We start from the raw sequence: 23,360 nt of genomic DNA, 5'->3' as shown, positions 1-23,360 counted from the left end.
CCGCGAGCGGATCAGCGGGCACGACTTCTACGCCTCCCCCACCGTCTCCCCCGACGGCGAGCGCCAGCAGCAGGGTGCTGCCCGCCACCACCGCGACCTGTCCCCAGCAGTAGAAGGAGTGCAGCAGGCTCATCGCCGCGGCCTTGCCCTCCTGCGGGCTGGGCAGCGCGTCCACGACGGGGCTGACGAGCACCTCCAGCAGACCGCCGCCGACGGCGTAGACGACGATCGCGACACACAGTCCCAGGTACGGGGAGGGCGACAGCTCCGGGGCCACCGCCAGCAACACCAGCCCCACCGCCGACAGGACATGGGCCAGCACCAGCGGGATGCGGTAACCGGTCCGGTCCACGAACTTCACGGCCACGATGTCGGTGACCAGCTGGGTGGCGAAGTTGAGCAGCACCAGCCGCCCGAGCATCTCCAGCGGCAGCTGGTAGCGGGTCTGGAACACGATGAACAGCAACGGGGCCAGGTTGTTGACGATCGCCTGGGTGACGTACCCGGTGTAACAGGCGCGGCGGGTGTGGTCGTACGTGGTCATGGGCGATGCGCGTCTCTCCCTGGAAGGCCGGCTGTCCGCAGCCTAAGGGGCGATCCGCCGAGATTGCGCACCTACCTGCTGAAGTGCGCCGGGCGGCCCGCTCCCGGCGCGGGAGCCCCCATCGGCGGGGGAACGGGGTGGCGCTAGAGCCGCAGGGCCGGGACGCCGGTGGGATGAGGGCGGGCGGGTTCGGGGAGGCTGAGGATGAACCAGACGGTCTTGCCACCCGAGGGAGAGTGCGTGACGCCCCAGTCGTCGGCGAGGACGTCGACGATCTGCAGGCCCCTGCCACCGGTGGCCTCCATGTCGCGGGCGCACACGCGGGGCGCACCCGCCCCGGGGTCGAAGAGCTCGCCGTGGACCAGGCCCCCGCCGCCGCGGATGCGCAGTGCGCACGCGGCACCACCGTGCTTGACGGCGTTGGTGACCAGCTCGCTGACGACCAGCACGCAGTCGTCTATGAGGTCGTCCACACCCCACAGGGAGAGCTCCCGGCGAACCATCGAGCGGGCATCACGCACGCTTGACGGGGCGGCGGACAGCAGGCACTCGGCCGCGTACTCGGGGACCGCGTCAAGGTACGCCGCGGATGAGTTGTGGTGGAGAGACACTGCGCCTCCTTCTTGTGGGAGCGCTCCCACAACAAAGGTAGAACATCTAACCGCATCTGTGAATTGATTTCGCCCTAATTGTTTCCGTCCCATGTCGTAAAAGTGAGGAAAATTCACTTCATCGGCCATCACCCAAGGTCACCGGAAACCGCCCCGACCTCTTCGGTACGGGTTCCTCCCTGGTCGCCGGAGCGGCCGGGCACCGCGCCGGCCCCGGCCGCGCGGTCGCCGTACCGGAAATCAGCGACGTTGCTCCGCCACCGGTCGCGGGCGATGCCCATGGCCTCGTCCTCGTTCCCGGCCCAGCCGAGGTGGACCTGGAGTGCCGCCTTTCCGCCGCCTCCGGCGTCCCGATAGGCACTGACCGGAGGCGCGGTCCCGGCCGGGACCGCGCCCCGGTCTCAGAAGGCCGAGGTGTAGGTGACCAGGGACGGGTAGTCGAGGCGGGTGCCGGCGTTGTAGCAGACGACGTTGCGGACGATCGCGGTGCCGCCACTGGTGGCCCAGAGGGTCAACAGGTTGCAGAACTCGGGGCCGGGTCCGTACGCGGTGGCCTGGACGTGGTCCTGCAGGACCCCGACCGCGGGGAAGAGCACCATGCGCTGGCCGGTCCCGGAGGTCTGGACGGTGTTCACCGCCGTCTGGGAGTTGTAGTTCACCGGCGGAGGCACCGGTGCGTACGGGCCGGGGTTGGCCGGGGTGTTGTCGAAGGTGTAGGCGAAGTTCTTCGGCGGGATCGCCGCGCCGGTGATGGCACGTTCACGCTGGTAGGTCAGGGTCCACCCGGTGTTGAGCGGCGTGCTGGTCGCGTTGTGGCAGCGCACCTGGACCGTCTGCGCGCCCACGGCGGGGGCCCAGCCGCCGACCTTGCACCGGGCGGGCTGGCCGGGGTCGACCGCGGTGACCTGAAGGTTGCCGGCGAAGCCGGTTGAGCCCAGGCCGGGCAGCGTGACCGTCCAGACACCCCCGCCACCGGCGACGGTGTTCACGCCTCCGGCCGAGTTGAACTGGGTGGCGATGGCCCCGCCGTTGTAGTGCACGTAGCCGAACGCCTGCGGCGCGGGCAGGGTGCCGGCGCTCTGCTCGAAGACGATGCTGTAAGGGGTGAAGACCGGAGCCCCTCCGTACCGGTAGCACTGCACGGCCACCACCAGGTCGACCCCGGACGGTCCCCAGGTCTGCGCCTGGCACCAGTAGGCGTTCGGGGAGATCGCGGTGACGTGGACCACACCGCCACCGATCGCGAGCTGCGGGAACCTCACGAATGTCTGCCCGGCCCCGCCCGGGGTGACGGTGACGTTGAAGCCTCCCGGCCAGCTACCGGCCTGGTGGCCGGGGTTGGGAATGCCGGAGGTGACGTCGACGACGGCGAAGCCCCATCTGTTGGGGACGGCCGCCTGCGCGGTCGTGACTCCCGTCGCCAGCATGGCGACGACACAAAGGATTCCAATGACCACTCTGAGTGACTGACGCACGCGGTTCTCCATTGGCTCGGGGGGCTGGACGACCAGACGTGACGGTGGCGCCGGGAGTGCGGCGGCAGAGGGTGAACCCGTCTGGGATCACAATTCGCTCCGAGTTCTTGATAACCCGCGCGGCATCCCTTGAGAAGACCCAACCTTACCGGGAAGATGACCCATCTTCGCTGATCAGGTCAGTGTTCGGACCAGATGGACGGATCTTCCCGGAGGGAGATCAGCGGTCATTTCGCCGAGTACCGTATGAACATGCACAGCCGATCCGCCAGGATCCATGAGACAGGGTGTGAGACCGTGCCGGAGCACGAACCGAACGTTCCGCGTGTCATGTGGCAACTGCTGGAGCCCCTGCACGCCGTCACCTACTTCGCCCCGGAGGCTCGGGCGGCGTCCGACGCGGTAGGCATGCGCGGCTTCTGGATGGGGTACTTCGCGACCAGGGCGGCACCACTCGGACCGGTCGGCCCCGACGTCGTCACGGCCGCCTTCCACGGCTTCCCTCCGGCCAAGGTCTCCAGGGCACTCCCCGACGCGTGGACGTTCGCGACCCCTGGCGACGTGCTCCGCGCCCGGCTCGACGGGGCGAGGGCGGCGCTGCGGAACCTGCTCACCGACGAGGTGGCCGGCCCGGACGACCTGCGCGCGGCGGCCGACCTCGCCTGGCGGGCCGCCCGGCTCGCCGACACCGCGGGCCGGGTGCTGAGCGCGGCCAACCAGGCACTGCTGGCGCCGGACGAGCCGCACCTGCTGCTCTGGCAGGCCGCGACCACGCTGCGCGAACACCGGGGAGACGGGCACGTGGCCGCGCTCGTCGCCCACGGCGTCTCCCCGACCCAGGCCCACCTGCTCAAGGTCGCCGCCGGTGAGACGGACCTGGACCTGCTGCGCGTGGCACGCCCCTGGCCGGACGAGGAGTGGGAGTCCGGTGCCGCCGCCCTGCGCGAGCGCGGATGGGTCGACGCCTCCGGCGCCCTCACGGCCGAGGGCACCCGGGTGCGCGCGCGGATCGAACGGCTGACCGACGAGGCCGCGGCCGGCCCCTGGCGGGCCCTCGGTGACGAGCGGACCTCCGCCCTCGCCCGGCTGCTCCACCCGCTGACAGAGGCCGTCGTGAAGGCGGGCATCCCGCCGACGCTGAGCCCGATCGGCCTGCCCCTGCCGTCCGGAGGCGAGAACGGCCGGGAGCTCCCGCTCCCGGCCTTCCCCTCAAAGATCAGCTGAGGTCGGGGCGGCGGAAGACCCGCCGCCCCGTCACGGATCAGCTGAACGGCAGCCGTACGAGGGACTGGTTGCCGACGCCGAGGGCGGTGGTGCCGTTGCCGATGGCACTCCAGACCTCGACCTTCACCTGGCCTCCCGACAGGTTGCCGAGCGCCCCCGAGGCGGACTGCGGCCCCGCGCCCTGCGTGTAGTGCTCCCAGCCCGTCACCGGGTCGGTGGCGAAGTAGGCGTAGGTCTCCACCCTGTCCCAGCTCCCGTTGCCGGTCAGGTCGTAGGAGACGCGGATCTGGGTGCCGTTGGCGACCGTGGTGCCCGCGTCCACGAAGAGGTCGAACGTGGTGGAGCCGCCGTTGTAGGTGCCGGTGAGGCCGGTCGCCGTGAAGACCTGCGCGTTGGTCGGGGTACCGTCGCGGTTGCCGTTGGCGGCGGCCAGCGTGACGGTGCCCGCGGTGCCCGCCGTACCCGGCAGCCCGCCACCGGACTGCAGGTAGCGCGTCGCGGTGAAGGGACCCACCGTCGGAGTCGGGGTGGGGGTGGGAGTCGGGGTGGGCGTGGGAGTCGGGTCGGGGCCGGTGCTGCCTCCGCTGGCGTTGCCGCCGCTCCAGGTGAGGGCTCCCGAGGTGACGGTCTTGCCCGCGGGCACGTTGAGCGTCGTGCCGTTGGAGAAGGTCACCGTGATCGCGCTGCCGGTGATGTTGGACGCGACGTAGGTCCGGGCGCCGTTCTTGCTGAACACCTTGGCCAGCGGGTGGTTGGCGGTCACCGAGTTGTCCACGTTGCCGAGAGCGGCCAGGTTGCGGATCCAGTGGAAGGTGTGCGCTCTGCTCTCCCCCTCCTCCGGAGTGAAGCCGCTGTTGGCCCTGAGGTTCGCCAGTGCCGTGTCGCCGTTGCCCAGGGCGAGGAACTCCCAGATGATGTCCTGCCAAACGGTGGGCGGGCCGCCGTTGTTGCGTACCAGCTCGTTGTAGTTGGTGGTCACGTAGCCGGGGTTGTCGCCCAGGTAGAAGTGCCCGCCGGTGACCGGGAGCATGTTGATGCCCTGGATCATCTCCGGCTCGGCGCTGAACCAGGTGGCGTACGCGGCGCCGGAGCCCCAGACCATGCCGACGGTGCTGTGGCCGAAGGCGGCGGGGAAGTTCTGGTCGCGCACGTCGAACCAGTACTCCTGGATCGCCGCGTTCTGGGTCGTGTAGATGTAGATGCCCGCGTCGCGGACCGCGGTGTTGCCGGTGGCCTGTCCCCACTGGATGAGGGCGTTGGCGAAGTTCATGCCCTCCGACGAGGACTCCTGGTTGTTGCCCGAGCCGAACGATCCGTGCCCGGCCGCCCAGTCGTGGCCCGCGTAGATGTCGAAGTCACGCAGGTAGGGGAAGCGGGTGTCGTTGCGGTCGTAGTTGTTGGCGTCGCGGATCAGCAGGTCCACCATGCCGCCGTACTGGCTGGTCTTCGCCCAGTTGGGGTCGAACTTGGCCAGGGTCGCGGCGGCGGCGATGTAGTAGCCGTAGTGGAAGTGGTGGTCGTTGAGCTCCAGGTCGGAGCCGTACGAGGCCGGGTAGCCGAGCAGGGTCCCCCAGGCCGGGTTGTAGTAGAAGACCCGGCTGGTCTTGCCGGGCGAGGCGGTGAACCAGTCGTTCAGGCGGCTGCGGATGGCGTTCAGCGCGGCGGTACGCACCGACGTCAGGTTGAGCTGGTCGGCGATCTCCGCGATGCGGGCGGCCCTGCCCAGCCCCTTGCCCGTCCAGTAGGTGTCGTCGCCGCGGATGTCCATCGGGTTGCCGAGTTCGGCGTTGAGATGGTTGGTGATCGTGGTGAGATCGGCGCCCGAGTTGTCGGCCACCGCGGGGACCTCGGGCAGCACGCCGGTGTACTTCATCGACGTCCTGAACTGCGTACCGGTGACGATCTTCATCTGGCCGCGCGCCGAGACGTAGGTCTGCGCCAGCGGCGTCGAGCCGGTCAGGTAGTTCCACTGGTGCGGGTAGAGCGCGATGACCGTGCCGGTCGCGCTGCCCTGCCTGGCCGTGGTGGTGAAGGCGTACGTCGTGGTGAGCGTGCTGTTGGACGGCGTGTAGGAGTACGAGACCTGGGTGCCGGTGACGTGCGCGTGCGCGTACTGGCCGTAGGTGTTCGCCAGGGCCACCCGGTCGCCGCCGGCGGGCAGCGCCGCCACCGAGAAGAAGCCCTTGCCCGCCAGGGACGAGCTGATCGTCGTGCCGCTCACCGACCAGGTCGCGCCGGTCGGGGCGTAGGCGACGTAGTCGCGGCCGCCCGCGGTGAAGCCGATGGTGGCGCCGCTGTTGGACCAGACCGAGGGGGTGCCGGCCGCGGTGATCTGCGCGTCACCGCCGGTGATCTGGAAGTAGGCGAACGGCAGGCCGTGGCCGATGGTGGCCTTCATGGTCCGGCCGCCACCGCTCCAGTACGGGGTGACGGTCCAGTCGCTCCAGCCGTCGACCTTGACGTCCGGCGAGCTCAGGCCCGCGACACCGACCCTGATGTTCTCGACGTACGGGTAGTGGTACTCCCCCACCCCGGTGGCGGTGCCGCTGATCTGCGGGGTGGTGTTGTAGGAGAAGCCGAGGCCGTTGCCGAAGGTGTCGTAGGAGATCGGGTGGGCGTGCAACGGCTCACCGTACGCGCAGTCGGTCTTCTTGAACAGGATCGACGACCACCAGTCGTTGGTGGGCACGGCTCCGGCGGGGGCGTTGGCCGTCACCCACTGGCGGGGGTTGGTGGAGAGGGAGCCGCAGCCGGTCGGCAGCGAGCGGCCGGCCGGGAGGGTGTCGGCGTAGCTACCGGCGCCGACCGTGGCGGCCTCGGCGGAGTGGACGGCGCCGAGGCCGAGCAGCCCGGCCACCATCGCGACGACCACGCCGGCGGCGAGGCGCCTGCGGCGGGTCCGGATGCGGTGGGCGAGTCGTCCTTCACGGGGGTGCGCGTTGTCCGGACCCGTGGTCCGGATCGAGGGATCCATTGGGGGGTGCCTCCGGGGAGAGGAGTCGGGCTCCGAAGCGGACCGGCATGAGAGAGCGCTCTCTCACCGCAAAGTAACGGCCCGCGTCACAGCAGTCAACGTTTCGCGTTGGTAACGAATAAGTAAAGAGCAGACATGCAGGCGGGACGGCATAGGCCCAGAAAACAGGGCGTTCCATCGCACGACACCCTCACCAGGCACCCGCAGGCGGCACATCGACCCGCTGGCCAACAATCAAGAAATAGACCTATCCTGATCTGAGAGCGCTCTCAGAACTGATCGACATCCAGCGCCGGTCAACCCTTGGCCGCACCCACTTCCACCTCCCACGCGACCCACCCCGCCGGCCCCGGCGCCTCCACCCACGCGCGCCGCCCGGCGTGCACGCCTGCCCACCGGCGGGGCGGCCGCAACTGACGGGACGGTGACAAAATCAGGGCTGGACACTCAGCGTGATGACGCATTTACTTTGCGTGACCATCCAGGCACTCCCCGTCCCAGGAGAGATCATGCGAAGCAGGAAGCTCATGACCGCCACCCTGAGCGTCGCCGTCGGCATCGCGAGCCTGACCGCGATAACCGCCTTCGTACCGGCCGCCGCCGGTACGAAGGCCGCGGCCGACTTCACGGGCTACCAGATCGTCAAGCTCCCGAACGCCAACGTCCCCAACTTCCAGCGCCGCGTGGTCCGCTGCCCCGCCGGGAAGAAGGCCGTCGGCGGCGGCGCCGAGGCACAGGGCAACCAGGCCGTCCTGGTGGGTTCCTTCCCCACCGATGACGGCGGCGGCTGGATCGGCCTCGGCCGCCAGCCCGGTTACAACGACGTCGGCATCAGCGTCTACGCGATCTGCGCCAACGTCGGCTGATCACCACCACCCGGAGGATCGCGGGCTCAGGTCCTGGCCGTGATGGCCCGGACCTGGGCCTTTCCCCGAAACCGGGGGTTCGGCGGCGATCCGTTCCTCCGGCCGGGAGCGCGGCCGACCGCGTTCTTCTTCGCCCCCGTTCCCGGGGCACAGCGGTTCGCCCCCACCGGCCGCCGGACCGTCACATGCCCGCGAGGCCCGCACGACCTACCATGTAACGGTGCCGCAACCAGGCGAGTTCACCGACCGCGCCCAGCACGATCCGGCGTCCGGGGGCACCGAGCCCTGCTCGCTCGCCCATGACCCGGGAGAGCGCCGGCCGCCCTCGGCCGAGCGCATCGGGCGGGCGATGACGGCGTTCGCCGCGGGCGACGCGCTGGGCGTCCCCTGGGAGGGCTCGGACCCGACGGCGATCGACGCCGACCGCATCGACGAGATCCCGGCCACCCGGCAGGGCTGGCCGCGCGGCGCGACCTCCGATGACACCGCCCAGATGCTCCTGGTCTGCGAGTTGCTGGCCGACACCGAGGGGAACCCGACCGCCGAGGCCTTCCTGACCCGGCTCGCCGCCGCGGCGGACGAGATCCGCGGCATCGGCCCGACCACCCGCCGCGCCCTGGCCCACTTCGGTGAGACCGGCACGCTGCCCGAGCCGATCCCCGGCGAGCGCCCCACCAACGGCGCGGCGATGCGCATGCTCCCCGTCGGCTGGACCACTCCCGCCGCCGAGGAGGACCTGCGCCGTCACCTGGTGGAGGCGCTGGCGATCGGCACCCACCGTGCCCCGGAGGCCATCGCCGCCGCCTGCCTCGTCGCCGCGATGGCCGCGTGGGCGATCGAGGGCGCGGGAATCGACGCGGTCCTGGCCGCCGCCGAGGCCGAGGCCGACTGGGTCGCCGGCCGCTATGGGGAGCCCACCGCCGTCCGCGCCGCCCTCGCCGGCACCTGGACCCCTCCCGCCGGAGGCGTCGGCCTCGACGCGCTGGAGACGACCGCCGCCGTGGTCCACGTCCTGAGCACGGCAACGGATCTGGACTCGGCGCTGCGCCACTCCGTCCTCCTCGGCGGCGACACCGACACCGTCGCCGCGCTGGTCGGCGGAGTCCGTGGCGCGCTGGCCCCGGACGAGCTCGACGCCCTCACCTGGCTCCCCCTGGTGGACTTCGACCGCCCCACCGACCTGGTCGAGCGGCTCCACCGGCTGAGCATCGCCCGGCACGGTCGATGACCTCTCGTCACCTGTGCGACGACGGCGAGGTCAGGATCAGTGCGGCACCCTTCTCGCCGATCATCATCGACGGGGCCTGGGTGTTGCCGCTGATGATGTTCGGCATGATCGAGGAGTCGATCACCCGCAGTCCGGACATGCCGTGTACGCGCAGCTCGGGGTCGACGACGGCCAGCTCGTCCACGCCCATCTTGCAGCTCCCGACCGGGTGGTAGTCGGTCTTGGCCCACTTGCGGATGAACGCGCGGATGTCCGCGTCGCTCCGGACCGACGCGCCGGGCAGCCTCTCGTCCTTGAGCAGGCCCTTGAACGCCGGCGCGTCGAAGACCTCGCGCATCCGGTGGAAGCCCTCGACCGCGATATCCCAGTCGCGCGGGTCGTCCAGGTAGTTCGGGTCGACTGCCGGAGGGGCGTCCAGCTCCTTGGAGACCAGACGCACCGAGCCGCGGCTGCGGGGCCGGACATTACAGGCCAGCAGCGTCACGCCGTGGCCGGGGACGTGCGCGGCCGTGCGCGAGTTGTCCTTCCACACCACGTAGGCGGGCAGGAAGTGGAGCTGGATGTCCGGCGAGGTCACCTGCTCGGAGCTGCGGATGAACGCGCCGGCCTCGGTGATCGTCGCGGTCGCGGGCCCCGTCCGGTACAGGCCGTACTGCACCGCGTGCCGCAGCGCCCGGTCCCACCTGTCCTCGCCGCTGTAGCTGATGGGCTTCGCGCACTCGCGCGTGATGTAGACCTCAAGCTGGTCGTGCAGGTTCCTGCCCACCCCGGGAAGGTCCTGGACGACGTCGATGCCGAGTGCGCGCAACTCGTCGGCGGGGCCGATGCCCGACCTCAGCAGCAGGCGCGGCGAGTTGATCGCCCCGGCGCTCACGATGACCTCGGCGTCGGCGAAGACCGTCTCCTGGCGCCCGCCGCGCAGGTAGGTCAGCCCGACTGCCCGGCCGTTCTTGACGATCAACCGGTCGGCCCGCGCGCCGGTGAGCACCGTCAGGTTCGGGCGGTGCCGCACGGACCGCAGGAACGCCGACGACGCGCTCTCCCGGCGCGCCTTGCGCTGGGTGACCTGGTGGTAGAAGACCCCGTCCTGGGTGGCCCCGTTCGGGTCGGCCGTGTACGGGATGCCGACCTCCTGCGCCGCCCGCAGGAACGCCGCCGACATCGGGTTGTGCTGTACCTGGTCGCTCACGTGCAGCTCGCCGCCGGTGCCGTGGTAGGCGTCCGCGAGCCGCTCGTTGTCCTCGTGCGCGGTGAAGTACGGCAGGACGTCGTCGTACCCCCAGCCCTTGTTGCCGAGGTCGCGCCAGGTGTCGTAGTCCTCGCGGTTGCCACGGACGTAGAGCATCGCGTTGATCGAGGTGCTGCCGCCCAGGACCCGGCCCTGCGGCAGGAACATCCGCCGGTCGTTGAGGTTCTTCTGCGGGACGGTGTCGAAGATCCAGTTGACCTTCGTGCCCATCAGCTTGGAGAAGCCCGCGGGAATGGTGATGAGGGGCGACCGGTCGCTCCCGCCCGCTTCGAGCAGGAGCACGCGCGCCTCCGGGTCGGCGCTCAGCCGGTTCGCCAGGACACAGCCGGCGGCTCCGGCTCCGACGATGACGTAGGTGTAGGTGGTGCGTGGCATGATGCCTGTCCTCTCAGGGATTGGGATGCTCAGTCGCGCCGAGCGAGGCTGTGATCGACGCCGCGGCGGCGCGGAGCCGGCCCTGGTCGGTGGCCTCGGCCACCCCGGCCAGCCCGAGGGCCGCCGTGTCCGCGGCGTCGAGCCGGGACTGGCCGACGACCGCCCAGACCGGGACGCCGACGCCCGCGGCCCGCCGGGTGACACCGGAGATCACCTTGCCGTCGGCGGTCTGCGCGTCGAGACGCCCCTCACCGGTGACGACCGCGTCGGCCCCGGCCAGGAGCGCGTCGAAACCGACCAGGCCCAGAACGGTCTCGATGCCGGAGACGAGCCGTGCGTCGTAGGCCGCCCACAACGCGCCGGACAGCCCGCCCGCCGCCCCGGTGCGGGCGCGCCCGCGCGGGTCGCGGGGCAGTGCCGCCGCCGTCTCGTGCAGGCGGTCGGTGAGCCGCGCGACGAGGTCGGGATCGGCGCCCTTCTGGGGCCCGAACACCCGGGCGGAGTCCTCGAACGGGGTCGCGACATCGCACAGGACGACGAGCTCGACCCCGTCCAGGCCGCCTCCGGCCTCGATGGCCGCGCAGGCACCGGCGCCCCCGTCCGTGCAGGCGCTGCCCCCGACCCCGAGCAGGACGCGGCGCGCGCCCGCCGCCACCGCGGCGACGATCAGGTCACCGGTTCCGGCGCTGGTCGCCGACCATGCGTCGAGCCGCTCAGGGGCGAGCAGGGTGAGCCCGCTCGCCGTCGCCGTCTCGACGACGGCGGTGCGTCCCCCGTTCGTCAGCAGGAACTCGCCCTCGATCCGGTCACCGAGAGGACCACGTGCCGCGGCTCGGACGAGCTCGCCGCCCAGGGCGCGGCGCAGCACGTCGCGGGTGCCCTCGCCGCCGTCGGCCAGCGGGCAGGGCAGTGCCCTGCCGCCGGCGTCCGCGACCCCCGCCGCGAGCGCGTCGGCCACGGTGGCGGCGTCCATCGTGCCCTTGAACGAGTCGGGTGCCAGCAGCACCCGTGCGGGCCCGGTCATGGCAGGCACCCTTCGGCCCTTCCCCGCCGCGTCCTCGTCCGGGTTCCCGCCCGGTCGAGACCAGGTCGTCGCGGGTCCATGACTACGCCTCGAACCCGGCGACCGCGAGGAACGAGCGCATCCGCCGCGCCGCCGACGCGGGGTCGGCGAGCGCGCCCGCCCGGTCGGCGAGGACGAACAGCCTCACCAGATGGGGTACCGAGCGGAGGGTCTGCGCGCCGCCGACGAGGTGGAAGTGATCCTGGTGGCCGTTCAGCCAGGCCAGGAAGACCACGCCCGTCTTGTAGGCCGAGGTCGGGCTCGCGAACAGGTGCCGGGCCAGGGGAACCGTCGGTTCGAGCAGCGCGGCGTACCCGTCGAGGTCGCCGGCGTCGAGCCGGGCGAGCGCGGCCCGCGCGGGCGCGGCGATCGCGTCGAACACGCCGAGGAGCGCCTCGCTGTGACCGTGCTCGTCGCCCCGGATCAGTTCGGCGTAGTTGAAGTCATCCCCGGTGAACATGGCGACGCCCTCGGGCAACCGCCGCCGCAGATCGACCTCGCGTCCCGCGTCGAGCAGGGAGATCTTGATCCCCCGGACGCGTCCGGGATGCTCGGCGAGGATCGCCAGGACCGTCTCGGTGGCCCGGTCGAGGTCGGCACCACCCCAGTACCCGGCCATGGCGGGGTCGAACGCCTCGCCCAGCCAGTGCAGCATGACCGGTCCATCGACCTGGTCGAGGACCTTGCCGTACACCTCGTGATAGTCGTCGGCCCCCCGCGCGACGGCGGCGAGGTGACGGCTCGCCATGATCACCGGGGTGCCGCCGGACCGGCTGATCCAGCCGGCCTGCTCCAGGTACGCCTCGGCGATGTCGCCGAGACTCCAGCGGCCCGTCGGGGCGAGCTGGTCGGTCATCGCTCCGCAGACCAGCGCCCCGCCGACGGCGCGCGCCTCGGCCCCCGACCGGGCGATCAGCTCGCGGGCGTCCGCCCAGTCCAGGCCACCACCGCGCTGCGCGGTGTCCATGGCGTCGGCGACGCCCAGGCCCAGGGACCACAGGTGCCGGCGGAACGCCAGCGTGGACTCCCAGTCCAGCCCCGGCGGGTCGTGCAGCGGATCGGCCACGACGTGCGCGGCGGCGTACACCGTGCGGGAGGTCGGCGGGCCGCCGGTGAAGTCGTGTACCGGGGACCGGTCGGCCAGGACGTGGGTGCGCTTCCCGCCGTCCGGTGCCGGCAGCATGATCCTGACATCGCTCATCACGAACCCGCCGTCCCCGTCGTCCGCCAGGCGCTCCCGAGAGGCCGGTCCACGAAGATCTCCTTGTCCATCACGGTGAGGGGGTCCGCGACCTTCACCCCGTTGCCGAGCGGGTCGAGGACCTGGGTCTGGGGGTCGACGCCGGGCGCGACCTCGATGAGCACCAGCCCGTCCGGGCCGAGCTCGAAGACCGCCCGTTCGGTGACGTACAGGACCCGCTGGCCGCGTCGGCGCGCCTCGGCCGCGCTGAACGTCACCTGGTCGACCGTGCCGACGAACTTCCGGTGCCTGCCCTCGACGCGGATGTCCAGGCTTCCGTCGGCGGGCACGGCCTGGAGCCCGCCCGCGTTGAACGTGCCGCAGAAGACCACGGTCGAGGCGTTCTGCGAGATGTTGACGAACCCGCCGGTGCCAATGATCCTGCCGCCGAACTTGGACACGTTGACATTGCCCGCCCGGTCGATCTGGGCGAAGCCCAGGAAGCAGATGTCCAGGCCGCCGCCATCGTAGAAGTCGAACTGCGCGGGCTGGTCCAGGATCGCGACCGGGTTCGTGGCGACGCCGAAGATGACCCCTCGGGCCGGCACACCGCCGACGAGCCCCTGCTCGATCGTGAGTGTGAAGTCCTCGACCCAGCCCTCCTCGGCGGCGACGGCCGCGACCCCGTCGGCGATCCCGACGCCGAGGTTGACGACGTCCCCGTCGGCGATCTCGCGCAGCGCCCGCCGCGCGACGACCTTGCGCTGGTCGAGCGGGAACGGCGGCAGCGACGAGAGCGCGGCCTTGGTGGCCCCGGCGAACGCGGGGTTGTACTCGTGCGTCACCACCTGCCGCTGCTCGGGGTTGACGACGACGACGTCGACGCACATGCCCGGCACGACGACGTCGCGCGGATCGAGCGAGCCCCCTTCGGCGACGTACTTCACCTGGGCGATGACGAGGCCGCCGCTGTTCCGCGTGGCCTGGGCGATGGCGAGCATCTCCAGCCGGGCGGCCTCCTGCTCGGAGGTGATGTTTCCGTCCTCGTCCGCGGTGGTGCCGCGGATGAAGCAGACGTCGATCGGCAGCGACGGGTAGAGCAGCCACTCCTGCCCGCGCAGGTTCACCACCTCGACGAGTTCCTCGGTGGTGCGGTCGTTGAGCCTGCCACCCTCCAGGCGCGGGTCGCAGAACGTGCCGATGCCGACGTGCGTGAGCACCCCGGGACGGCCCGCCGCGATGTCGCGGAAGAGCTGGCTCATGACGCCCTGCGGGAAGTTGTACGCCTCGAACTCCCCTGCCGCGGCCATCGCGCTCATCTTCGGGGCCATGCCCCAGTTGCCGGCGATGATCCGGCGGGCGAGGCCGGGCAGCGCGAGATGGTCCATACCGCCGCCTTCGCGGTCCCCGATGCCCGTGGTGTGCACGAGCGTGAGGCCGGCCGGGGAGCCGGTCTCGCGAAACCGGTTTCCCAATGCCCGGAGCAGCGTGTCCGGTTCGAGCAGTCCTCCGCCGGAGCCGCCGATCGCGACGGTGGCCCCGGCATCGATCATCGCGACCGCCTCCGCCGCGGTGCGGAATTCCGGCCGCCCGCGGCGGCTCCTGTCCGACGACGACATCAGGCCATCACCCCTCCGCCGTTGAGGTGCAGCACCTGGCCGTGGTAGAGCGCGGCGTCGTCGGAGGCGAGGAACGCCACGGTGGGCGCGATCTCCTCGGGCGTCGCGAGCCTGCCGATGACGAGGTCACCGGTGCGTTCCCGCTTCCACTCCTCGGTCGCCCAGGGGGTGATGAACGGAGTGTCCACCGGCCCCGGGGCGATCGCGTTGACGCGGACCGCCGGCCCGACCTCGCGGGCCAGCGCCCGGGTGAGCCCGGCGACCCCGGCCTTGGCGGCGCAGTAGCTGACGTAGTCGCGGGCGCCCTTGAAGGCCAGCTGCGACGAGACGTTGACGATGACGCCCGCCCCCCGTTCGAGCATCGATCCGAGCACGTGACGGCTGCACAGGAAGACGCCGTCGAGGTCGACGGTCAACGTCTTCCGCCACTCTTCGAGGGAGATCTCGGCAAGCCGTCCGGGAGCCATGTACCCGGCGTTGTTCACCAGGACGTCGATCGGCCCCAGCTCGGAGCCGACCCGGGCGACCATCCCCTCGACGGCGTCCCAGTCGGTGATGTCGGCCTCGACGGCCATCGCGGCCGTCCCCGCCTCCGTGAGCCGGCGCACCCGCTCGGCGGCCTCGTCGGCCTGGCCGAGATGGTGCACGGCGACCCGCGCCTCGGACGCCGCGAACGCGTCCACGATCGCGGTGCCGAGACCGCCGAGCGCCCCGGTCACCAGCACGGTCCTGCCGCGCAGCGACGGGTAGGCGGTGGTCGTGGTTGCCTGCGCGTTCACGCGGTGTACCAGTCCTTTCTGCGCGTACGGCCGACCTGGACGGTCTTGTTCTCGGTGAAGAACTCCATGCCCTCGCGGCCGAACTCGGCCTGGTAGCCGCTGTCACGGCGACCGCCGAGCGGGAGCTCGGGGAAGGCATCGGTGGAGCCGTTGATCCACACGGTGCCGGTGCGCAGCCGGAGCGTCAGGTCCAGCGCCTCGCGCAGATCATTGCTCCACACCGAGGCGGCCAGGCCGTACGCCGAGGCGTTGGCGCGCGTGACCGCCTCGTCGAGCGAGGTGAAGGACTGCACGACGGTGACCGGCCCGAACAGTTCCTCGCGGGCCGCGGTCGAGCCGTCGTCGTCGGTCGCCAGCACCGTCGGCGCGAGGAACGGGCGCGCTCCGGTGGCCTCCGGCGCTGAGGGTGCCCCGCCGGCCAGCACCCGCACGCCTTCCTGCCTGGACGTCTCGATCGCCGCGCTCACCCCGTCGAAGTGCTGCTGGGAGATCAGCGGGCCCATCTGGGTGGCCTCCGACCACGGGTCGCCGAGGACGAGACCCGCCGCCCGCGCGGCGAGACGCTCGCCCAGCTCGTCCGCGACGGACGTGTCGGCGAGGATCCGCGACCCGGCGACGCACACCTGTCCCTGGTTGAAGAACGCGGCGAACGTCAGCCCCGCGACGACCTCGTCCAGGTCGGCGTTCGCCGTCACCAGGACCGGGGTCTTGCCGCCCGCTTCCAGGGCGACGCGCTTGAGCCGCTGCGAGCCCGCGTGCGCGGCGATGTGCCGGCCGGTCGCGGTCGAGCCGGTGAAGCTGACGACGTCCACCTCGCGGTGGGCGACGAGCGCCGCGCCCGCGGGGCCCTCACCGAGGACCACCGAGACCGCGTCGGGCTCCAGGCCGGCCTCGTACAGCAGCGAGACGACGGCGAGTGCGGTGAGCGGGGTCAGCGGGCTCGGCTTGACCACGACGGTGCAGCCGGCGGCCAGTGCGGGCGGCAGCTTCTGCCCGAGGATGCCGAGCGGGAAGTTCCACGGGATGATCAGGCCCGCGACCCCGGCGGGCTCCCGCACGGTGAACGCGAACACCGACGCGTCGATGTCACGGACCGTCCGTCCGTTGACGTCCCTGGCCAGCCCGGAGAAGTACTCGAACGCGTTGACTGCCGCGGCGACCTCGCCGCGGGCCTCGCGGATCGGTTTGCCCGTCTCCAGCACGACCAGTTCGGCCAGGTCGTCCGCGCGGGCCTCGATCAGCTGCGCCGTCCGGGCCAGGACGCGGGCGCGGTCGCGGCCGGAGGCCCGTCCCCACCGCCCGGTGTCGAAACTGCTCCGGGCGCGGGCGACCGCGGCCTCGACCACGGAGGTCGACTCGTCGCCCGCCCGGAACAGGGGCTGTCCGGTGGCCGGGCTGATCCGGACCGTGCCCTCGCCCTGCGGGGCGACGGCGCTGCCGCCGACCAGCGAGCCGAGGAGCGGCGGGCCGTCCCCTGCGGGCACTTTGGCACGGTCCAACAGGTCACCGAGGTCGCGTCCGGCGACGTCGAGGGGGAATCCAGTGGTGTTCACGATGCTCTCACTTCGTTGTCGTGGGCCTGCGCTTGACGAACGCCTCTTTCCGCCGGCGCGAGGCGTCCGAGAAGCTGAAGAACGCGGCGAGGGTCGGCTCGGCCGTCACCCGGGTCTGGTATCCGGCCAGAATGTCCTTGACGACCCGCAGCGCGAGCGGTTCGCAGGCGATGACGGCCGTGACGAGCTCCTCGACGGTCTCTTCCAGCCGGTCGGCCGGTACGGCGTGCGTGACGAGGCCGATGCGCGCCGCCTCGGCCCCGGAGATCGCCGTCGCGGTGAGGAACAGCCGGCGCGCCTGGGCCAGCCCGACCGTGTCCACCAGCCGGGCGATGCCGCCCCACGCCGTCAGGTTCCCCAGCTTCGTCTCGGGGTAGCCGAGGCCGGCGTCCTCGGTGGTGACGCGCAGGTCGCAGGCGAGCGCCAGCTCCAGGCCGCCGCCGAGCGCGCTGCGCTCGATCAGCGCGACGGTGGGCACGCTCAGCGCGGCGAGCCGCGCGAAGGTGGCCGTGCCGAGGCGTGACAGCCGATCGGCGGTGACCGGGCCCGGGTCCGCCCAGTCGGCGATGTCGGCGCCCGCGCAGAAGAAGCCGTTGCTCCCGCGCAGTACCACCACCCGGATCTGCGGGTCGGCCTCGATCGCGCCGAGTGCCTCGCCGAACGATTCGAGCATGGCCTCATCGAGCGAGTTGCGCTTGGCGTAGCGGTCCAGGGTTAGGGTCGCCAGACCCCGCTCGTCGACGTCGAGAAGTACCGGCATCAGCGCCGTCCCCGGGCTACCTGGTCGATCAGCAGGGCGATGATGATCGCGGAGCCGACGGCGACCTGCTGGTAGAACGCCTGGACGTTCAACGTGGTCAGACCGGCGGTCAGCGTCGCGATGATGATCGCGCCGAACGCCGCGCCGTACATGCTGCCCTCGCCGCCGGCGAGCTTCGTACCGCCCATGACGGTGGCGGCGATGGCCGTCAGCAGCAGGTCCGCGCCGAGCGTCGGGTCGGCCGCGCCGAGACGGGCGACCAGGATGGTCCCGGCCAGCCCGGCCGCCGCGCCGGAGAGGACGTAGGCCGCCGCGGTGTAGCGCTTGACGTTGATGCCGGCCAGCCGCGCGACCTCGGCGTTCCCGCCGACGGCGGTCAGGTGCTCGCCGAACACGGTCCGCTTCAGGCACACGGCCGCGACGATCGTGAGCAGGACGAACAGCAGCACCGGGATCGGGACCCCGGCGATCCGGCCGGCCAGGGCGTCCTGGAAGCCGGTCGGGATGTCGTACACGGCCTGGCCGCCCGCGATGATCAGGGCGATCCCGGCGTAGATGCTCATGCTGCCGAGCGTCACGATGAACGGCGTGATGTTCGTCATCGTGATGAGGAGCCCGTTGACCAGACCGGCCAGGGCACCGACCGCGATGCCGCCGATGATGGCGAGCGGCACCGGCAGCGAGTGCGACAGCAACCCGCTGACCACCGCGCACATCGCGACGGTCGAGCCGATGGACAGGTCGATGCCGCCGGTGATCAGGACGAACGTCTGCCCCAGCGCCAGGACGCCGACCACCGATGCCTGCAGCAGGATGTTCATCAGGTTGCCGCCGTCGAGGAACAGCGGCCTGGCGAGCCCGAAACCGAGGACGAGGACGAGGATGACGCCGACCAGCCCGGCCTGACGTGCGGTCGCGGCGACGTCGAGGCGTCCCCGCACGGCGGACAGCGGCGTCTCGGTCGCCGATTTCCGCTCGAGGGTGGTGTGGTTGCTCATGGTTCTCCTTGGACCGTCAGCTCGCCGCGGCGTGGTGGACGATGGCTTCTTCCGAGATCTGCGACCGGCTGAGTTCGGCGACGATGCGTCCGCGGCGCATCACCACCACCCGGTCGCTCATCCCGAGTACTTCGGGAAGGTCCGACGAGACCATCACGATGGCCTTGCCCTCCTCGGCGAGCTCTCGCATGAGTGCGTGGATCTCCCCCTTGGCACCCACGTCGACGCCGCGGGTGGGCTCGTCGAAGATGAAGATGTCGCTGGCGGTCTTCAGCCAGCGGGCGAGGACCACCTTCTGCTGGGTGCCACCGCTCAGCTTGCCGACCGGATAGCCGGGGTCGATGTCGGCGTTGAGCTGCGTCAGCAGTGCGCGGGTCTGCTCGCGCTGCGCGCGCCGGTCCAGCAGGCCGCGCCGGCGCGGCGGCTTGATCAGTGTCGCGTTGGACGCCGCGCTCATGTGGAGCACGAGGCCCTGGTGCTTGCGGTCCTCGGGCAGGAACGCGATACCCGCCTTGACGGCGTCCGCAGGGGAGCCGATGTGGACGCGTTCCCCTCTGATCCACACCGCGCCGTCCGTCACCCGGTCCGCGCCGATCAGCGCGCGGACCAGCTCGGTCCGTCCCGCACCGACCATTCCCGCCAGGCCGACGATCTCACCGCGCCGGACCGACAGCGAGCAGTCGGCGACGCCCTCGGCGCTGGACAGGCCCTCGATCCGCAGGATCTCCTCGCCGGGGCCTTCGGAACGTTCCACCCTGCTGATCGCGTCGACGTTCCGGCCGACCATCAGCTTGACCAGGTCGGTCTCGTCCTTGATCTCCGCCCGGGTACGGGTGCCGACAAGCGTGCCGTCGCGCAGCACGGTGACCCGGTCCGACAGCGCCATGACCTCGGCGAGCCGATGCGAGACGTAGATGATGCCGCGGCCCTCGGCGCGGAGCCGTTCGAGCAGGGCGAAGAGCTGCTCGCTCTCCTGCGTGGTCAGCGAGGCGGTCGGCTCGTCCAGGATGATCAGGCGCGCGCCGACGGCCAGCGCCCGGGCGATCTCGACGAGTTGCTGCTGGGCGACGCTGAGCCGCCGCACGGGGATGTCCATCCGGGCGTCGAAACCGAGCCGTCCGAGGGACTTCTCCGCCCGTTCGCGGGCCTCACGCCAGTCGATGAACCCGGCACGGGCCTTCTCCCGTCCCAGCACGACGTTCTGGACCGCCGTGAACTGCGGCACCAGGCTCAGTTCCTGGTGAACCATGGCGAGTCCGGCGTGCAGGGCGTCACTGGGCTGGGAGAACGAGCGCCGCTCCCCCTCGAACCAGACCTCGCCGCTGTCGGGCTGCTGGACGCCGAACAGCGTCTTCAGCAACGTCGACTTTCCTGCGCCGTTCTCGCCCAGCAGGGCGTGGATCTCACCGGGGTAGGCGGTCAGGTCGACCTCGTGCAGGGCCCTGACGCCGGGGAAGGATTTGCTGAGTTTCTTGATCTCCAGCATGGGCCGGTCGGTCGTCATCTCATCATCTCGATCGGTACGTGGTTCGAAGGGAGGGGCTCACCCGACGGTCACTTGTAGAGGTCCGTGATGACCTGACCCTCGGTGTCGTAGAACTGGTCCACGTTCTCCTTGGTGATCAGCTGGGCGGGCGCGACGACCCAGGGGGCGATCTCCTTGCCCTCCAGCAGGCCGATGGCCGACTCGACCGCCCAGAAGCCCTCGTAGTAGGGCAGCGGACTGACGGTCGCGGCCATCGATTCGTTCCGGACGCCGGAGATCGCCTCCGGAACACCGTCCGTACCGATCACCGCGACCTTCTTGCCCGACTCCTGGACGGCCTTGGCGACGCCGATCGCCATCGTGTCGTTGTTGGCGTAGATGCCCTTGAGGTTCGGGTTCTGCCGGATGATCTGCTGCGCCGCGGCATAGGAGGCGTTCGCGTCCCAGTTGCCGGGGACGCTGGCGACCAGCTTGAGGTTCGAGTGCTTGGCGATGCCCTCCTTGAAACCCTTGATCCGCAGGATCGCGGCGCTGGAGCCCGACTGCCCCTCGACCTGCGCGACCTCACCGCCGTCGGGGAACAGCTTCGCCAGCTCGTCCGCCGCCTGGATGCCGTTCTCCTCGTGGTTCGGGCCGATGAAGACGGTCGCGGGGACACGGGCGTCGTCGACGTTGACGACGGGCGCCTGCTGCGAGCGCATCTGGTTGAGCGCCGGGTTCAGGTTGGAGGTGCTCTCGGGAGCCACCACGTAGGCGTCGAACTTCTGCCCGACGAGCGTCTGGGCGATCGTGAGCTGCTCGGTCTGGGCCTTCTCGCTGCTCGCGGCCTGAATGGTCACCTCGACCCCGTACTTGTCGGCGGCGGCCTTCGCACCCTTCTGGATGCCCTGCCAGTACTGGTTCGTGAGGGCCTTGAGGATCACCGCGACCCGATACTTCTTGGCGGGCTTGAGCTCACCGATGGTCGAGGCCAGGGCGACGCCGTCGAGCGACTTCACGCCTTCCTGGTCGCTGGTGTAGGTGTACGACCCTCCGGCGCCGGACTCCTCGGCGGACGTCGCCGAGCTGCATGCCGAGACACCGAGCGCCAGGACCGACGCCAACGCGATAGCTGCTGTCTTCCTCATTGCTGCTTTCCTTCTGGGGGGGATGGATGGATAGAAACCGGTTTCCCAAAAGCCCGTGCTGATCGGGGACCGTGCTGGACTCTCACGTTGTCGCCGTCCGCCGGCATCCGCAGGATCCGCGGACGACGAGTTCCGGCGCCAGGACGCGCCGCTCCGGCGGGGTACGCCCACCGGGACTGCCGCTCGGGTGCCTGCCGATGCGCTCGGCGAGGATGCCCGCCGCCACCGCGCCGACCTGCCGCGCCTTGCTGTCCACGGTGGTGAGCGAGACGCCCGGCACCTGGCCGACCCAGACGTTGTCGAATCCGATCAGTGCGATGTCCTCGGGGACTCTCACTCCGAGTGAGTGCGCCGCCGTCATCAGCCCGACGGCCAGGGTGTCGCTGGCGGCGAAGACCGCCGCCGGTCGGCGCAGCCCGGCGAGCAGGGCCGCCGCCGCCTCGGTGGCGTCCGCGAGCTCGCTGCTGCGCGCGATGTGGATCGCTCCATCGGCTTCGCCGTAGACGCTGCGGAACCCGTCGAGCCGGTGCTGGAAGGCCAGCACGTCGAGCGGTCCGGTCAGATAGACGGCCTGCTCGAAGCCGTGTTGCCGAAGGTGCTCGGCGGCCATTCGCCCGCCCATCCGATTGTCGATCACCACAGTGTCGGCCACCGGCTTGGCGAGTTCCCTGCTGGCGACCACCACGTTGATCCCGGCGTTGACCAGTTGCCGCACCCCGCCGTCCCGCATGGTGGCCGAGGCGATGATCGCTCCGTCGACCCGTCGCTGGATCATCGTGCGGACGACCGCGGCCTCCTTCGCCTTGCTCTCCGCTATCGCCCCCAGCAACAGGGTGTAACCGGCCGGATCGATGACCTCCTCCACGCCGGCCACCAGTTCCGGGTAGAAGGGATTGGTGATGCTCGCCACGACGACGCCGATCGCGTAGGAGCGCCTGCTGGAGAGCCCCTGGGCCAGCGCGTTCGGGTGGTAGTTGAGCTCCTCGATGGCGCGCTCGATCTTGGCCCGGGTCTCCTGCGACATGTAGTAGTCGGTCGCGCTCAGGAACTTCGACACGGTCGCCTTGGAAACTCCGGCCAGCGACGCGACATCGTTGATCGTTGTGCGTCGAGCTTCAGGAAACCGGTTCACCATGGCCATCATGTTGGCTGTACCACACAGTGGGGTCAATATGTTTCCGAAATGTTTCCGAAGCCCTCACCATGTTAACCTTGCGGCCTCTGACCTGCCGGTCTACGGCATCCCGGCCTCGGGGAAGCACCTCCCGCGGCATCTTCTCCGGTCTCGCCGGGTGTGCCACGGGCGTCCGGGCCGTCGAGGGGTCGTTCTGCCGGATGGATGGCGCTGGAGCGAACACAGACCGCGCATCAGGGTGTAAACGCGATCGGCGCGTCTCCCCGATGGAAGGGAAACGCGCCGATCACATGCGATGTGCGCCGCCAGGGACTCGAACCCCGGACCCGCTGATTAAGAGTCAGCTGCTCTAACCAACTGAGCTAGCGGCGCCCGACCTCCACAAGGGTACCGGACCCGGCGCCGTAGTCCGTACATACGCCGACATATGAGCATCAACGAACAGGTGCCGGCTGCGATTTCGCCGGGCGGGGCGGGAGCGCGGAATCGCGCGGCGGCCTGCGGTTCGAGAAGGGCAGGGCGGTGTTCCGTACCGGCCGACTTGGACGGCCCCCGTTTAGGGCCCCTCGCTCGGGTACTTGACCGGAGCCCGGAGAACCCAACTCAAGGGAGATGTTCAACCATGCAGCCCGAGCTCTGGAACTACCGCGCCGACGTGTACGGCCAGGACAGGACGCTCGATGTCGCCGGGTACCACGTGGAGGCCACCGACGGGAAGATCGGCTCCGTCGACGAGGCGACGTACGAGGTCGGCGAGAGCTACCTCGTCATCGACACGGGCCCGTGGATCTTCGGCAAGAAGGTCCTCCTGCCGGCGAGCACCGTGACCCAGATCGACCCGCAGGAGAAGAAGGTCTACGTCGCGCGCACCAAGCACGAGATCAAGGGCGCACCCGAGTTCGACGAGGCCAACTTCAAGGAGCCCGCCTACCGGGACCGCGTCGGCGAGTACTACGGCCGTTTCCCGTTCGGGAGCGGACCGGGCACCGTCTGATCCGGCACACCGAACGACGAGCGGGTCGTGTACGGACGCCACGTCGCCGGTCAGCCTGATCCGTGCGAAGGAGTGCAGGGCCACGGCGACCGGCAGCCGGGAGACGGTCGAGTGCGCCCG

Annotated in this window: 19 protein-coding genes, 1 tRNA gene and 1 pseudogene; 4 read left to right on the top strand and 17 right to left on the bottom strand. The window is 70.8% G+C overall.

From position 1 onward, the window contains the following. The 4 genes and pseudogenes from ABZ260_RS20390 to ABZ260_RS20375 all read right to left on the bottom strand — a co-directional run. Positions 1-544: pseudogene (locus ABZ260_RS20390) on the bottom strand (hypothetical protein); the annotation flags it as partial. Positions 545-687: 143 nt separating this feature from the next. After that, positions 688-1,155 (bottom strand): ATP-binding protein, encoded by a 468-nt coding sequence (locus tag ABZ260_RS20385; protein ID WP_355619733.1) that lies wholly within the window; start codon positions 1,153-1,155, stop codon positions 688-690. 128 nt (positions 1,156-1,283) lie between these two features. Further along, positions 1,284-1,436 (bottom strand): hypothetical protein, encoded by a 153-nt coding sequence (locus tag ABZ260_RS20380; protein ID WP_355619730.1) that lies wholly within the window; start codon positions 1,434-1,436, stop codon positions 1,284-1,286. 120 nt (positions 1,437-1,556) lie between these two features. Continuing rightward, positions 1,557-2,630, bottom strand: a complete 1,074-nt coding sequence (locus ABZ260_RS20375; protein WP_355619727.1) for a hypothetical protein — start codon at positions 2,628-2,630, stop codon at positions 1,557-1,559. A gap of 297 nt (positions 2,631-2,927) precedes the next feature. On the opposite strand from ABZ260_RS20375, the gene ABZ260_RS20370 reads away from it, so the two are divergent. Beyond that, a complete protein-coding gene (locus ABZ260_RS20370; protein WP_355619724.1) occupies positions 2,928-3,854 on the top strand; it encodes a hypothetical protein in 927 nt (308 codons plus the stop codon). 37 nt (positions 3,855-3,891) lie between these two features. On the opposite strand, the gene ABZ260_RS20365 is transcribed toward ABZ260_RS20370, so the two are convergent. Then, positions 3,892-6,828 (bottom strand): glycosyl hydrolase, encoded by a 2,937-nt coding sequence (locus ABZ260_RS20365; protein ID WP_355619721.1) that lies wholly within the window; start codon positions 6,826-6,828, stop codon positions 3,892-3,894. 509 nt (positions 6,829-7,337) lie between these two features. Between ABZ260_RS20365 and ABZ260_RS20360 the strand changes: the two genes are divergently transcribed. Together ABZ260_RS20360 and ABZ260_RS20355 are read left to right on the top strand one after the other, a co-directional pair. Next, complete coding sequence (locus ABZ260_RS20360) at positions 7,338-7,694, top strand: hypothetical protein (RefSeq protein ID WP_350912268.1); 357 nt, start codon at positions 7,338-7,340, stop codon at positions 7,692-7,694. A gap of 220 nt (positions 7,695-7,914) precedes the next feature. Then, a complete protein-coding gene (locus ABZ260_RS20355; protein WP_355619718.1) occupies positions 7,915-8,922 on the top strand; it encodes an ADP-ribosylglycohydrolase family protein in 1,008 nt (335 codons plus the stop codon). Between the two features lie 7 nt (positions 8,923-8,929). Here the strand turns inward: ABZ260_RS20355 and ABZ260_RS20350 are convergent, their stop codons facing one another. The 12 genes from ABZ260_RS20350 to ABZ260_RS20295 all read right to left on the bottom strand — a co-directional run bounded on the left by ABZ260_RS20350 (position 8,930) and on the right by ABZ260_RS20295 (position 22,618). After that, a complete protein-coding gene (locus ABZ260_RS20350; protein WP_355619715.1) occupies positions 8,930-10,546 on the bottom strand; it encodes a GMC family oxidoreductase N-terminal domain-containing protein in 1,617 nt (538 codons plus the stop codon). A gap of 13 nt (positions 10,547-10,559) precedes the next feature. Beyond that, positions 10,560-11,570, bottom strand: a complete 1,011-nt coding sequence (locus ABZ260_RS20345) for a glycerate kinase (RefSeq protein ID WP_355619712.1) — start codon at positions 11,568-11,570, stop codon at positions 10,560-10,562. Positions 11,571-11,652: 82 nt separating this feature from the next. After that, positions 11,653-12,810 carry a dihydrodipicolinate synthase family protein gene (locus tag ABZ260_RS20340; RefSeq protein ID WP_355619709.1) on the bottom strand — a complete coding sequence of 386 codons (1,158 nt, stop codon included), beginning with the start codon at positions 12,808-12,810 and terminating at the stop codon, positions 11,653-11,655. Beyond that, complete coding sequence (locus ABZ260_RS20335) at positions 12,810-14,408, bottom strand: CoA-transferase (protein WP_355619706.1); 1,599 nt, start codon at positions 14,406-14,408, stop codon at positions 12,810-12,812. The genes ABZ260_RS20340 and ABZ260_RS20335 overlap by 1 nt, the downstream gene beginning before the upstream one ends. Then, positions 14,408-15,187, bottom strand: coding sequence for an SDR family oxidoreductase (locus ABZ260_RS20330; protein ID WP_355619703.1), 780 nt, complete (start codon positions 15,185-15,187; stop codon positions 14,408-14,410). Before ABZ260_RS20330 ends, ABZ260_RS20335 begins: the two co-directional genes overlap by 1 nt. Next, positions 15,184-16,740 carry an aldehyde dehydrogenase family protein gene (locus tag ABZ260_RS20325; RefSeq protein ID WP_355619700.1) on the bottom strand — a complete coding sequence of 519 codons (1,557 nt, stop codon included), beginning with the start codon at positions 16,738-16,740 and terminating at the stop codon, positions 15,184-15,186. Before ABZ260_RS20325 ends, ABZ260_RS20330 begins: the two co-directional genes overlap by 4 nt. Positions 16,741-16,747: 7 nt before the next feature. After that, the gene (locus tag ABZ260_RS20320; RefSeq protein WP_355619697.1) at positions 16,748-17,500 is read right to left on the bottom strand and encodes an enoyl-CoA hydratase/isomerase family protein; all 753 of its coding nucleotides are present in this window, start codon (positions 17,498-17,500) and stop codon (positions 16,748-16,750) included. Beyond that, a complete protein-coding gene (locus ABZ260_RS20315) occupies positions 17,500-18,498 on the bottom strand; it encodes an ABC transporter permease (protein WP_051752308.1) in 999 nt (332 codons plus the stop codon). The genes ABZ260_RS20320 and ABZ260_RS20315 overlap by 1 nt, the downstream gene beginning before the upstream one ends. 16 nt (positions 18,499-18,514) lie before the next feature. Further along, positions 18,515-20,002 carry a sugar ABC transporter ATP-binding protein gene (locus ABZ260_RS20310; protein ID WP_355619694.1) on the bottom strand — a complete coding sequence of 496 codons (1,488 nt, stop codon included), beginning with the start codon at positions 20,000-20,002 and terminating at the stop codon, positions 18,515-18,517. 50 nt (positions 20,003-20,052) lie between these two features. Then, entirely contained in the window at positions 20,053-21,111 is a 1,059-nt protein-coding gene (locus ABZ260_RS20305) for a substrate-binding domain-containing protein (RefSeq protein WP_355564633.1), read from the bottom strand. 82 nt (positions 21,112-21,193) lie between these two features. Then, positions 21,194-22,246: a LacI family DNA-binding transcriptional regulator gene (locus tag ABZ260_RS20300; protein WP_355619691.1), complete on the bottom strand. Its 1,053-nt coding sequence runs from the start codon at positions 22,244-22,246 to the stop codon at positions 21,194-21,196. A gap of 298 nt (positions 22,247-22,544) precedes the next feature. After that, a tRNA-Lys gene (locus tag ABZ260_RS20295) sits at positions 22,545-22,618 on the bottom strand. A gap of 250 nt (positions 22,619-22,868) precedes the next feature. Here ABZ260_RS20295 and ABZ260_RS20290 point away from each other — a divergent pair. Continuing rightward, positions 22,869-23,240: a PRC-barrel domain containing protein gene (locus ABZ260_RS20290; protein ID WP_355564627.1), complete on the top strand. Its 372-nt coding sequence runs from the start codon at positions 22,869-22,871 to the stop codon at positions 23,238-23,240. The last annotated feature ends 120 nt before the right edge of the window (positions 23,241-23,360 follow it).

It is taken from the genome of Streptosporangium sp. NPDC006013 (assembly GCF_040614275.1).
Taxonomy (GTDB): Bacteria; Actinomycetota; Actinomycetes; order Streptosporangiales; family Streptosporangiaceae; genus Streptosporangium.
The sequence above is the reverse complement of the archived record's forward strand: the minus strand, read 5'-3'. Positions and strand labels throughout refer to the sequence as shown.

Coding starts and splice junctions, on each gene's coding strand:
- ABZ260_RS20380 (WP_355619730.1), bottom strand. CDS start 1,436: ATGGGCATCGCCCGCGACCGGTGGCGGAGCAACGTCGCTGATTTCCGG.
- ABZ260_RS20365 (WP_355619721.1), bottom strand. CDS start 6,828: ATGGATCCCTCGATCCGGACCACGGGTCCGGACAACGCGCACCCCCGT.
- ABZ260_RS20360 (WP_350912268.1), top strand. CDS start 7,338: ATGCGAAGCAGGAAGCTCATGACCGCCACCCTGAGCGTCGCCGTCGGC.
- ABZ260_RS20350 (WP_355619715.1), bottom strand. CDS start 10,546: ATGCCACGCACCACCTACACCTACGTCATCGTCGGAGCCGGAGCCGCC.
- ABZ260_RS20345 (WP_355619712.1), bottom strand. CDS start 11,570: ATGACCGGGCCCGCACGGGTGCTGCTGGCACCCGACTCGTTCAAGGGC.
- ABZ260_RS20340 (WP_355619709.1), bottom strand. CDS start 12,810: ATGAGCGATGTCAGGATCATGCTGCCGGCACCGGACGGCGGGAAGCGC.
- ABZ260_RS20335 (WP_355619706.1), bottom strand. CDS start 14,408: ATGTCGTCGTCGGACAGGAGCCGCCGCGGGCGGCCGGAATTCCGCACC.
- ABZ260_RS20320 (WP_355619697.1), bottom strand. CDS start 17,500: ATGCCGGTACTTCTCGACGTCGACGAGCGGGGTCTGGCGACCCTAACC.
- ABZ260_RS20315 (WP_051752308.1), bottom strand. CDS start 18,498: ATGAGCAACCACACCACCCTCGAGCGGAAATCGGCGACCGAGACGCCG.
- ABZ260_RS20310 (WP_355619694.1), bottom strand. CDS start 20,002: ATGACGACCGACCGGCCCATGCTGGAGATCAAGAAACTCAGCAAATCC.
- ABZ260_RS20305 (WP_355564633.1), bottom strand. CDS start 21,111: ATGAGGAAGACAGCAGCTATCGCGTTGGCGTCGGTCCTGGCGCTCGGT.
- ABZ260_RS20300 (WP_355619691.1), bottom strand. CDS start 22,246: ATGGTGAACCGGTTTCCTGAAGCTCGACGCACAACGATCAACGATGTC.
- ABZ260_RS20290 (WP_355564627.1), top strand. CDS start 22,869: ATGCAGCCCGAGCTCTGGAACTACCGCGCCGACGTGTACGGCCAGGAC.